This is a genomic window from Rhodococcus sp. MurmanLake-1, from assembly GCF_056945715.1.
This window is the reverse complement of sequence record NZ_JBWZNF010000001.1, coordinates 1,304,192-1,316,782: the sequence shown is the minus strand read 5'-3', so window position 1 is coordinate 1,316,782 and position 12,591 is coordinate 1,304,192. Positions and strand designations below refer to the sequence as shown.

Sequence of the window (12,591 nt, the reverse complement as noted above, 5' to 3'; positions counted from 1 at the left end):
GTCGCTAGCATCGACGTTCATGGCACCTTTGAAGGTCGAAGTCATCGTAGGTTCGGTCCGCGAGGGGCGAATAGGACGAGCAGTGGCGGATTGGTTTGTCGAGCGCGCAACCGCGAACCCGTCGTGGAACGTATCGGTGATCGACCTCAGAGAGCTGTCGTTGCCCCAGGATTTCTCGGATTCACCTGCCACGGAGGTTTTCCGCCAGCGAATCGGACGAGCCGACGCGGTTGTTGCTGTGACCTCCGAATACAACCACGGGTACCCGGCTGCCCTCAAGACCGCATTCGATTCCGTGAAACACGAGTGGCGTGCCAAGCCGATCGGATTCGTGTCCTACGGCGGGATTTCAGGTGGTGTTCGGGCCGTCGAACAACTGAGGCAAGTAGTGGCGGAGCTGCACATGGTCTCGGTGCGTCAAAGCGTGACCATTCACCGGGTACGCAAGCAATTCGGACACGAGCCGTACGGCGTCGATTCGATCGCGATCGATGCGAGCGAGAAGATGATTCGTGAATTGCATTGGTGGGGGAGCGGATTGCGGATGCAGCGTGCGAGTGATCCCTATCCTGGCTGATCTTGGACATACGCGATCACGCCATCTGGTGAGCGTCGCCGGCTCGAGGACGGCCGATGAACGAGGTCTCGGAAGCAATGGTTACCAGAGTCAGTTCGACGCGCGTGCGGCCGGTTTCGACTGTGATCTTGTCACCGAGTGCGAATGGCTGGACTATCGAGATTTCAGGGTCGATCCGAGGCCATTGGCGTGGATGTCCGTACACGTAGATCGCGGTCACGCCGGCACGCGGCGGTAACCCCTCGACTCCGTCGAACACGACAGTGTTGAAAGCGCCCTCGAGCCCACCACCCTGCCCGGACACGCGGAGTCGGTCAGGCACTCCCATGGAGTCGGTGAGCGCGGTCCATGCTTCCGGTCGATCGGTGTGGATGAGTACCAGTGCGCCGGTCGCGATGGCTCGAAAGATCAATTGCTGAGCCAGATAGAGTTCGCCGGCGACAAAAACGGTGTTGACGCCCGGCCCCGAAATTCTGGCCGCGACACCGTGCCCGTTTCGGTCCGAGCCGATGAGCTGGCCGCACCCGGCAAGAGGTAGAGCGAGTGAGTCGAGTGTGCCCCCGTCCATGCGAATGTGCGGCGTGATGCGGTCCAGCGCGGCCAATGCGGTTGGCAGGTTGGTCAGCAATCCGTCGCGCTGGCGCCCACGAAGCGAGACCAAACCGGCCAGCGGTGCGTTCTCAGGTGGATTGCGCGTGGTGAAGCGACATGTCGCACTGACCTTCGCTTCTCCGCGTTCGCCCGTGGGGCGCAACCGAATTGTCACGGACGTCCCGACCGTTGCCACTGCCCATACTCGGGTCAGGGTCGAGGTGGTGATGAAACGGGGTTCGATTCCGTATCCGACGTTGGACACACCAGGCAAGGGGGTACTTCGCCACGTTTCGGTGACCTCGTGGCTGGCGACTCCTCTTGTGACCTGGGCAGTGGACGACGCGATCTCCGGTGCGGTCAGGATCCGCGCCTTGCATCCCGCCGAATCGAGCACCCGGATGACACGATTGGCGGCAACAGCGATCGCGCGGCCCGCGCCCTGTTCGCCCCCGCCTCGGCGTTCGACTGCCGCACCACCCTCCAAAGCGTCGAAACGTAGTGCAAGCCAAACACTTCTGGTGGCGGTGGCTGGTAGTGGCCCGATGAGACGTTCGTAGACTTCGGTGGCCGGCGTTCCTGATGCGGCGCGGTATCCATGACTGACAATGTCGATGCCGGTGAGTGAGATGTCGTGCTGATACAGACAATTGACCAGGGCTGCCGTGGGCAGAAGGTGGGAAGCGTCGAATGAATGACGCCCGATCCTGGTCAGGTAGTCGCGTGGGGGAGCGATCTCGACGACGGCGACGAGTGAAGATCCGTCCACTCGGAGCCCGATCGACTGTTCGGAGGGAGTGTGAAAACTGACGATCGTGCTGCCGTCGACGTCCTTGCGGCGCAAATAGCGAAAGTACTTGACAATCCAGGACATTACCGACCAACCGCCCACATGGAGGAGCATTGATCCGGCAACCACACAACCGATTGCCAGCGCCCAGAGCCAATCCAGCCCACTGGCCATCGCGATTCCGCCTGCACTGATTCCGAGAATCTGTGCCGACACGAATTCGTGCGTCGAAATCCTGTGTGACGACGGCCAATGCTTCAACCGCGATCGGTCCACGGTTCCTCCCCGATACCTGACCTGCGAACTACCCGAAAATTTCCGCCCCAGCCAAACTGTACTGTGTCTTCGCAAGGGGATGTAAGGCACGGGGGGAATGATGGCTGCAACACCTACCACGCGCTGGCAGGTCAACGGGTACCGATTCTTGGTCAGGCGGATGGAACATGCGCTGGTCAGACGAGACGTGCGGATGCTTCACGATCCGATGCGGTCACAGTCCCGCGCCTTCACCGTCGGAATAGTCCTCGCTGCACTGGGATTGGCGGGTTGCGCGGTACTCGCTCTGTTTCGACCTCAGGATAAAATCGGCGATGCAGAAATCGTTGTTGCAAAGGAATCTGGCGCAATGTTCGTCGCCATGGAGGGTACTTTTCGCCCTGTGCTGAACTTGGCCTCCGCCCGACTGATTCTGGGTTCGCCAGGAAAACCGGCAATTGTCAAGGCGTCTGAGGTCGAGGCGAAACCGAGGGGCGCGCTCGTCGGCATTCCCGGCGCACCGTCCGCGCTGCCGGAATCAGCCGACCCGAGCAACGCCTTGTGGACGGTATGCGATTCCGTCGGATCCGACGGGAGAAAATCGTTGACGACTTCGGTCCTGGTCGGCTCGTCCAATGTCGGTGAAAACACGACATATCTGACGAGGGACCGTGCATTCCTGGTGAAGTCGGGTTCCGATCACTTTCTCGTATACGACGGGAAGCGAGCGAAAATCGATGTGGACAATCCGGCGATCATGCGGGCTTTGGGGCTGGAAGGAGCACAGGCGCGACCGATCAGTGCCGGATTTCTCAATTCGATCCCCGAAGTTCCGCGCATCGAGGCTCCGCGAATCCGCGAACTGGGATCAGCGCCCCGGTTCCCGCTGCAGAACAAGACTGTCGGCTCCGTCGTTCAGGTTTCGGTGGGCGCGGACCTGCAGTACTACGTGGTGCTCGAGAACGGTATCCAGAAGGTCGGTGCGGCGCTCGCCCAACTGATCTACTTCTCGGATTCGCAGGGCGCCACCGGGATCGCGAGCGTCACCCCTGATGCCATCAGTCGTATTCCCTCGGTGAGGGAGCTGGCCGTCGACTCTTTGCCGCAGGTGGTTCCGGAGATCGTCGATGATCATGGCGCACCTGTCGGATGTCTGGAATGGGCTCCCTCACCTGCGGTCGACGGCGGCGAAAGTAGTTCTGCAACATTGAAACTCGTCGCTGGATTGCAGGTTCCGATCCCGGAGGGTGGCAAGTTGGTGTCCTTGGCGCAGGCGGACGGATCGGGCGACAATCTCGACAGCGTCCACGTCGAACAGGGCTTCGGCGGTTTTGTTCAAGCGACTGGAATCGAGACGAACAGCACCAGACACGACGGAGTGTTCTACGTAGCGGATACCGGTGTGAAATACGGAGTGCCGGACGAAACCTCTGCTCGCGCGCTCGGATTGACGCGAACGCCTGATCGTGCGCCTTGGCAGATGCTCGATCTACTTGCATCAGGTCCGGCGCTCGAGAAGAGCAATGCACTGATAGCTCACGACGGAGTCGCCCCCGATTCAACGCCGGCCGCTCCAGTGAACTGAACACCGTTGACGGTTCAGAGATCGACGTCCCGTCGTTCGGGAAGTCTCCGACGAATTACTCGACAAATGGGCATCGACGCCAATAGCGTCAGTAGGGCTAGGGTGCCGACCGTTCCGGCTCCGACGAGTGCCGCGTCGCGAGATCGGTTGTCGGGGGTCGGCGGCGTGGGTAGGGGATCGATCGTTACCGACTGATGATTGACCTTGACGCGTTCCCCCGGTGCCAATTCGCCCGTTACCGCGGCGAGTGGATCGATGACGCCGTGACCGACGTAGGGATTCCAACCCTGCGCCGGGGCGTGGGCGGTGGCTTCGATACGTTGCATGACCTGAAGTGCAGTCAGTTCCGGGTGAACCGATCGGACCAGCGCGGCGGTTGCCGCGACATAGGGCGCAGCGAAACTGGTCCCGTTGAACGACTGTACGGCGCCGTCGGAACCGTAGACTCCGTTGGTCAGACCAGGCGACGTCGGGTGAAGTGAGATGATTCCGGTGCCGGGCGCCGCAACGTCTACCCATGGACCGCCGAGGCTGAAGGAGCTGGCGGTGCCATTGGGGTCGACCGACCCGACGGTGAGGACATAGTCGTCGTACCAGGCAGGACTGGCAATAGTCGTAACCGAGTTCCATGGATCGGCTTGGGGATCGAGGGGATCCGGCGGTGGATTCTGGTTCTTGCAACCTCCGGATCCGACGTTCCCTGCAGCAGCGACGACTACGGCGTTCTTCGCGATCGTGGCGTATTCGATTGCAGCGCCCAGTCGTTGGTCGTTGATCCCGTCGCCGGCGGGCTTGCAAGCGACCTCGGAGATGTTGATAACGCTTGCACCCAAGTCAGCAGCGTGACGTACGGCCAGTGCCATGGTGTCGACGTTTCCGTAGCCAGACGAATTCTCGGCTACGGCAGGGTCTTCGCGTTGGCCGGCCACCGAGAAAGCGGCACTGGACTGCCTGATCGAGATGATCTGTGCGTCCGGCGCAGCTCCGGAAAATCCGGAACCGTCGACCTGCTCGGCGGCGATGAGACCGGCGACGACTGTTCCGTGTGAGTCACAATCGTCGGTGCCGTCGGAGGTCCCGACATAGTCACCGCCGCCTTCGAGGGCCGGTAGCCGGGGATGTCTGCTGACGCCGGTGTCGATGACAGCAATTCGCTGCCCTGCCCCTCGGGTGATCGACCACACCGAATCGAATCCGAGATCCTGTTGAGAACGTGGAATATCCGCGCCGTCACCACCCGCTACGGCGGGGACGCACAGGGTTCGTTGTTCGGTGGGTTGGGGAGGTGTGGGTGGACCGTCCTCCGGCAGCATTGCAGGATCGATGGGGGAAGGAACCGCACTCGATGCGCCACCCGCCCCGGCGAGAACTGTGAAGACAACGATCACGAGTGCGGCACAGATGTTCGTCGCGCGTCGAATCACCATCGAGATCCGATCGCTCAGAGACCGCGCATGAGCGCGAAGAGCCCACTGACCCAGCAGATCAGCGGAACGATTGCTGCAATCGCAGCGAGGTCCAACAGTTCGGCCACGCGTCGCATCACGGGGCTGAATGTGTTCTGGGGGGCGAGGATTCCCAGAATCAGTGACAGGAGGAGAACAGTCATCGTGATGGCGAAGACGACCAATGCATGGTCGCGATGGGTCCATGCCATGCCGCCCAGGAGAGCGAGAACCACCGAGATGCCTGCCGAGATGAGTGGGACCGCCTGATGTGCGCCCGCGTAGGTGCGCCCGCGAAACATCAGCACGGCGGCCGTCGCGAATGCGAGAGCAAGGTTCGCCCAGACGATTCCCTGACCGGTCCAGGACCACGCGAGCGCGACTGCGGCAGTGAGCGCGACCACTGACGTGGCCACGATCAGTCCGGTCAGGTAGCTACGAGCCCGCCCTGCCCTTTCAGTCAACTCGGTCAGCCCGGGCAGTTCGGGCTCGGGCAGTCCGTCGCGATCGTCGTCGAGGGGATTACTCGGCGTCGGAACCGGGGGAAGCGGTAGTCGCGCGAACAGCATCGACAGTCGAGCGGTGAACGTGAGAACGATCAAATCTGCAGCAATCACCGCGCTGCTGACGGTCGCGGTGCGCGCCTCGGGAAGCGTCGTCGCGACGGCGAAGGTGCCCACCGCAGCAAGGAGGACGACGAGAAGTGCGGTGAAGACGGCTAATCCGGCACCGCACAAACGGAGGCAGATCAGACTCACCGCGGCTGCGAATGCCGAACCGAGAAGGAGATGAGCAGAAAGAACAGTGCCGGGTACGCAGAGTGCGCCGGAGACGAACGCCAGTGGCACCGCTGTGCATCCGAGCGTGATGGAGCTTGCCGTGTCTCCGTACACCCGCGCTGCCACGACGGCGGCGACGGTGAGCACCAAAGACGTCACTCCACCGCAGACAGCGCCGATCAGACCTGTATCGCCGAGGACCAGGGCGAGGGCCGCGACGAGCGCAGCGACGAGGGCGGCGGACGAGCCGACAATGCGCGCGGTGATCGGAGTCCACCGTCGGTAGATGTCTGCATCCGTCGCCGCGACGGTGTACATGATGTCGTCGAAGAGTGGGGGCGGGGCAGCGGTGTCCGCGGCCTCGAGTACGAGCAATTCCCCATCGCGGATTCCATGCTCGTGCAGCGACAGCGTCGGTGCCAGCGGTGCCCTGCCGACTTTCGACAGAGTCCAGTCGACGGGCTCGAATTGTTCGGCGCTGTGGTCGAACTCGTTGAAATTGCTGTGGTTGACAATTGTGTCCACAATGCCCGGAATGACCACCGCGAGTGGAACACGAAGCGGCACCGCAAGATCCACCTGCGAATGGGCTGAAAGTACCGTCAACCTGCACAGTTCGGCAGAATGGGTCGCGCGTCGTCCGTTTGCGGTGTGCGCAGCGCTGGTTTCAGTGGTGCTGGTCAAGATCTGTCCCCTCCCATGACGCGATTCCCCTGTCACGTCACCCCAGTTCACCCGAACAATACGACATGAACTGTGCGCCTGTGTCGGCGACAGCGCAGACAACAGGTGGCACCGACCCGAGTGTCGGTGTTGTGATCTACTCTCTTGCAATTGCGTGACTACGCCTTGGGGGGGCGGGCCGGCGGTAGTCGGACGAGGCGCGTGGCGGCAACAGCTGCAGCACCGATGGGGGTGGGTGAATTGAGCACTGTCAGATTTGGGCGTCGAGCGCGCCGTGAATCGCCGCGTACACCGGGCGGCGAGGTGACGCTTCAGGCCCCACCGGAGATTCCTCGCGTCACGCCGGGAAACCTACTGACCAAACTACTTCCGGTGATCATGGTGGTTGCCATGATCGGCATGGTGGCGCTGATGTTCTCTTCCGGCATGGCGCGCAATCCGATGTCTCTGCTGTTTCCGGTCATGATGATGGTGTCGATGCTCGGGATGCTCGCCGGGGGCGGTCGTAGCGGTGGGGCACGAGCGTCCGAAGCGAACGAGGACCGCAAGGACTACCTGCGGTACCTGGATCAGATGCGCAGCGATGTTGCTGCGACGTCTGGTGCGCAGCGTGCTGCTCTCGAGTGGAGCAATCCCGAGCCGTCGCAGCTTTGGACACTGGCCGGGACTGTGCGGATGTGGGAACGTCAGATCACCGACTCGGACTACTGCCACGTTCGGGTCGGTCTGGGTACACAGCGATTGGCCACCAGGCTTGTATCTCCGGAGACGGGGCCGGTCGAGGATCTCGAACCCGTCGCTGCTGTCTCACTTCGGCGATTCGTCCGTGCGCATTCGGTTGTAAAAGACCTGCCGACCGCCGTCTCGCTTCGCGGATTTGCTGCGATGTCCATTGAGGGGCAGAGGGATTCCGCTCGAGCGCTCGTCCGCTCGATGTTGATGCAGCTGTGCACTTTCCACGGTCCGGACACCGTCCAAGTTGCAGTGGTGTGCGGTCCCGATACCGAAGCCGAGTGGGAGTGGGTCAAGTGGCTCCCACACGTGCAACACCCGGAATCTCAGGACGGCGCCGGCACTTCACGCATGGTGTTCGGTTCGTATCTCGAGTTCGAAAGTTCCCTCGGGGAAACGCTTTCGATGCGTGCTCGATTTGCTCGCAACACTCCAGCGAGTGCGGGCGTTCCGCATCTCGTGTTGGTCGTGGACGGTGGCTTGCTCGAAGGTGACACCGGCCTGTTGTCCGAAACCGGGCTCGACTCGGTGACCGTCCTCGACCTGTGCGGGTTCTGCCCGCGGCTGGCGGCGGCGCGTGGTTTGCGACTGGTCGTCGGTAGCGATCAGATCGGCGCGGTGAGCAGCGCAGGAGTCGAGAACTTTGCGACGCCTGACGCCGCGACGACGAGCCTGGCGCAGTCGTTCGGACGTCGCATCGCACCGTTCCGTGCGGCATCGCAGAACGCCGTGGACGCAACTGACGACGACCGATCCCTTCGGACCTGGAGCCAGATGTTGGGGATAGGAAATGTTGCGAGGTTCAATCCTGAGCATGGCTGGCTGCCACGTCAGGGGCGCGACCGACTCCGCGTGCCGATCGGTGTCGGACAAGATGGAAACCCTGTCGAACTGGATCTGAAGGAGTCGGCCGAGAACGGTATGGGTCCGCACGGGCTGTGTATCGGAGCCACCGGTTCTGGTAAGTCGGAGTTCCTGCGAACCTTGGTACTCGGCCTGATCGCGACGCACTCACCCAACGCACTGAACCTCGTCCTGATCGACTTCAAAGGTGGTGCAACCTTTCTCGGCCTGGAGGAGGCGCCGCACGTTGCTGCGATCATCACCAACCTTGCCGAGGAATTGGCGATGGTCGATCGTATGAAGGACGCGCTCGCCGGCGAAATGAATCGTCGACAGGAACTGCTGCGTGCGGCAGGAAACTTCGCAAACGTGTCTGACTACGAGAAGGCGAGGCTGGCCGGCGCTGCACTCGATCCGTTGCCTGCACTCTTCGTGGTTGTCGACGAGTTTTCCGAACTGCTCAGTCAACAGCCGGAATTTGCCGAATTGTTCGTGGCCATCGGGCGATTGGGCAGGTCACTTCATATTCACCTGCTGCTGGCCAGTCAGCGGCTCGACGAAGGAAAGCTTCGGGGTCTCGACAGCCATCTTTCGTATCGCGTCGGTTTGAAAACTTTCTCGGCGAACGAGTCTCGTTCCGTTCTCGGCGTTCCCGATGCTTATCACCTGCCGGGCACACCCGGTGCGGGATACCTGAAGTCCGATTCTGCCGAGATCGTTCGCTTCCAAGGTGCATACGTGTCAGGCCCGTACGAGGGCGAGCGGACAGTGCCCACTCGATTCTCGGTAGATTCCCCCGTCGAACTCGCGCCGCTGCCGTTTACCGCGACGCCCGTGGTCGGGCCAGAGGCTGTTGTCGTTCCCGTCGAGCCCGATGTCATCGACATGGGTGAAATCGGTGACGATGCACGTACTCTCATGGGAGTCCTCGTCGACCGAATGCGCTCTCACGGTCCACGCGCGCACGAGGTGTGGTTACCGCCGCTCGAGGCATCCCCGACGCTTGACCAGTTGTTGCCGCGGTGGGCGGCCGGTGATCAACCTCGCGGAAATCTGAGCGCACCCTTCGGCGTAGTCGACAGGCCGTTCGATCAGCGCCGCGATCTTCTCGTCGCCGATCTGAACGGATCAACGGGCAACCTCGCGATCGTCGGCGGCCCGCAGTCGGGAAAGTCGACGGCCTTGCGCACGTTGATCTTGTCTCTGAGCATGACGCACACGCCGGAACAGATTCAGTTCTACTGCCTCGACTTCGGCGGTGGAACGCTCCTCGGATTGAAAGATCTGCCGCACGTCGGATCGGTGGCAAACCGCTTGGATTCCGACCGCGTCCGCCGCACGGTTGCCGAGGTACTCGGTGTGGTCGCGAAACGAGAGCGACTGTTTCGTGACCTCGGCATCGACTCCATGGCTGATTTCCGAGGATTGCGAACAGCTGATCCTGCCGGGGAAGGTGTGGCGGCGGGACTCCGAGATGACCCGTACGGTGACGTCTTCCTCGTCGTCGATGGTTGGCCCAGCGTTCGTTCGGATTTCGAATCACTCGAGCCTCAGATCAACATGCTCGCCGGTCAAGGTTTGTCCTTCGGTGTGCACGTGATCGTCACGACGTCGAGGTGGGCCGAGATCCGGCCGGCACTCAAGGATCAACTGGGTACTCGCATCGAACTTCGATTGGGTGATCCGGGAGATTCGGATGCGGGTCGCCAGAAAGCCAGCCTGGTGCCGGAAGGTCGACCGGGTCGTGGCATCACCCGCGACGGACTTCATCTTCTCACCGGACTACCTCGAATCGACGGTTCGCCAGGTAGTGAGAATTCCGGTGGGTCTGTGGCGTCGACGGTCGAACATATTGCAGCCATGTCGAATTCGCGCCCGGCGCCCACCGTGCGGATGCTTCCGGATTCGTACTCGCGGGCAGAACTTCTCGAAGCTGTCGGAACCCGGTGGCCCTCACCGAGTGCGGCCGACGGTCGGTGCCTCACCGTGCCGATCGGGCTCGGTGAGACCGACCTCGCCCCGGTGTACATGGACTTCCGGGAACACCCGCACCTCTTGATATTCGGCGACACCGCGTGTGGCAAGACATCTCTTCTGCGCGGAATAGCGGAAGGGATCATCGCGTCGAACACACCGGCGCAGGCCAAGCTGATTATCGGTGACTATCGGCATTCCCTACTCGGAGTGGTCGAAGGGAATCACCTCGGCGGTTACTCGGCGTCGTCGACGACCTTCGGTGAGTTGATGGTCGACTTGGCTCGGATCGTCGCCGCCAGAATGCCGAACGCCGAAACAACACAGCAGCAATTGCGGGAAAGGTCGTGGTGGAGTGGGCCGGAGATTTATGTACTGATCGACGACTACGACCTTGTGGCCACACCGAGTGGTAATCCGGTGGCGCCGTTGCTCGAGTACATTCCGCATTCCAAGGACATCGGTTTACACCTCGTGATTGCCCGCCGTTCCGGTGGCGCGGCCAGAGCACTCTACGAGCCGGTCATTGCGAGAATTCGCGACATGGCACCGGCCGGATTGATCATGAGCGGAAGTCGCGACGAGGGAAATCTCGTCGGCACCGTCCGCGCGTCGGCATTGCCGGAAGGTCGTGGGGTCTACGTTTCTCGGTCGCAAACCCAACTTGTCCAAGTTCCGTGGATGCCACCGCTGTGACCGTTCCGTCCTTGGTGTCGGTCTCGCTACATTGGGGTGCATCCAATATCTGGGTCGTCTCGGGTCAACGCGAATTCTGTTGCAGTGCAGCCCTCAGACGCGAACCGGCGTCGGGTCCCGGTACGACCGGTGAAAATGCGATCGATTACGTCGACGACGATTATGTCGACGTAGATGGTCGGATTGTCCCCACCGTCTTGGAGCTGGCCAGGCTGATCTCCAGTGCGATGGACGGGTGCGGAATCGTCGATGCAGACATCCTCTATCTCAGTCATCCCTCGGACTGGGGTGCCCCACGCAGGCGGCGATTGCTCGATGCCGCACGGCGAGTGGCGCACGACGTCGTCCTCGTTCCGACGTCGGTCGCGGCGGCGAGGTCGGCTCGTACAGCCTGGCGATCACGGTGTGTCGTCCTCGAACTGCGTGGCGGAATGGTGGTCGCTTCTGTTGTCGTTGAGGTCGACGGTGAACTCCGAATCGACGGGGCACAAAGCTCGGCGATCGCAGACGTTGCGGGGTTGTTTTCCGGAATCGGGGACTTGTCGGTTCGGGACGCTGTGGTGTTGGTCGGGCCGCGCTCCCATGCCGTTGCGGCTTCGCTCGAACGTGGGTCGACGAATGCCCACGGCCATGCGAGCATTCGAATTCTGGACGAGAGTCGGGTGGCGTCGTCTCTGGCGGATCCTCGGACGCTCGTTCGCCAGACAACTGCGCGGGACAGTTCCGGTCGAATCGTCGACAATTCAGCTTTTGGCGCCGGGTGGGTAGGCGATCCGGATGGCGCGATGTCGATTCCTTCCGTGGACTCGACTGCCTCCTCGCCCCGTCGAGTCGGCGGGTGGCACGGAGGCCGTCGATGGTTCGCGGCGGCGCTTGCGGTGCTCGCCGTCGTCGCTGCGGTCGCGGCAACGGTCGTGGTGTCCACTCGCGACCGAGGCGATTCTCGGTTGGCGGACTCGGTCGCAGCTGCGGCGGAAGACAAAGTCGAGATCGTGGAGGCGTCGAAAGAGCAGGAAAAGCCTGCGCCGAAGACTTCGATTCCGTCGATCGAGTCCGGTGTCACGCCGGAACTCACGCGTGTGGAGGTGGGGAGCGTTGCAGCAGAGCTGCCTTCCGATTGGAAGCTTCTGTCACGAGGGACCTCGAGCGGGCGCACCGATTTGATACCCAGTTCCGGCGCTGATCGCAAGATCGTGGTCATCGAGAAACGTCTTGCGGAAGGTGCTGGATTCGATTCCGTCGAAGCCGCTTTGCGTCAGCAGTTTTCGGCGTTCGAGGACCCATTGCGGTTCGGAGAGTTTTCTGTGATCGACGATGCCGCAGGAAAACAGGCAGTGGTGTACGTCGAGTTTCCGGACGATTTCTCCGAGGTGCGTTGGCGCGTGTACGTCGACAACGGTCGGCAAGTGAGTATCGGCTGCCAGTATCTGGTCGGTGAGTGGGACAGTCTCGAAGCGGACTGCCTGCGGATGTGGCAGTCACTCGAATTCACGCCCTGACCGGATCGGTCGGTTCTGCAAACATTCTTCGATCGGGCCGGAACCGTTGGCACGGAGGTCGCGTCAAAGTATGTGTAGCGCACATCAGGGAGTTCCGCTCGACCCCGGTGCACATCCGACGGACAAGCCGTCGTGGGTGGT

7 protein-coding genes are annotated in these 12,591 nt (G+C 61.9%); 4 read left to right on the top strand and 3 right to left on the bottom strand.

What is annotated here, in order from left to right; genetic code table 11:
• The first annotated feature begins 19 nt into the window (after positions 1 to 19).
• A complete protein-coding gene (locus AC2ETI_RS06065) occupies positions 20 to 577 on the top strand; it encodes an NADPH-dependent FMN reductase (protein ID WP_020906901.1) in 558 nt (185 codons plus the stop codon).
• Between the two features lie 16 nt (positions 578 to 593).
• On the opposite strand, the gene eccE is transcribed toward AC2ETI_RS06065, so the two are convergent.
• Positions 594 to 2,234, bottom strand: coding sequence for a type VII secretion protein EccE (gene eccE, locus AC2ETI_RS06060; protein WP_483633660.1), 1,641 nt, complete (start codon positions 2,232 to 2,234; stop codon positions 594 to 596).
• A gap of 97 nt (positions 2,235 to 2,331) precedes the next feature.
• Between eccE and eccB the strand changes: the two genes are divergently transcribed.
• Positions 2,332 to 3,798, top strand: coding sequence for a type VII secretion protein EccB (gene eccB / locus AC2ETI_RS06055; protein WP_483633659.1), 1,467 nt, complete (start codon positions 2,332 to 2,334; stop codon positions 3,796 to 3,798).
• Positions 3,799 to 3,812: 14 nt separating this feature from the next.
• Here eccB and mycP read toward each other — a convergent pair whose 3' ends face one another.
• Positions 3,813 to 5,225 (bottom strand): type VII secretion-associated serine protease mycosin, encoded by a 1,413-nt coding sequence (mycP, locus tag AC2ETI_RS06050; RefSeq protein ID WP_483633658.1) that lies wholly within the window; start codon positions 5,223 to 5,225, stop codon positions 3,813 to 3,815.
• Between the two features lie 14 nt (positions 5,226 to 5,239).
• The gene (gene eccD, locus AC2ETI_RS06045; RefSeq protein ID WP_483633657.1) at positions 5,240 to 6,706 is read right to left on the bottom strand and encodes a type VII secretion integral membrane protein EccD; all 1,467 of its coding nucleotides are present in this window, start codon (positions 6,704 to 6,706) and stop codon (positions 5,240 to 5,242) included.
• Positions 6,707 to 6,931: 225 nt separating this feature from the next.
• Here eccD and eccCa point away from each other — a divergent pair, with 225 nt between their 5' ends.
• Complete coding sequence (gene eccCa / locus AC2ETI_RS06040) at positions 6,932 to 10,951, top strand: type VII secretion protein EccCa (RefSeq protein WP_483633672.1); 4,020 nt, start codon at positions 6,932 to 6,934, stop codon at positions 10,949 to 10,951.
• A complete protein-coding gene (locus tag AC2ETI_RS06035; protein WP_050768662.1) occupies positions 10,948 to 12,450 on the top strand; it encodes a type VII secretion-associated protein in 1,503 nt (500 codons plus the stop codon). The genes eccCa and AC2ETI_RS06035 overlap by 4 nt, the downstream gene beginning before the upstream one ends.
• The last annotated feature ends 141 nt before the right edge of the window (positions 12,451 to 12,591 follow it).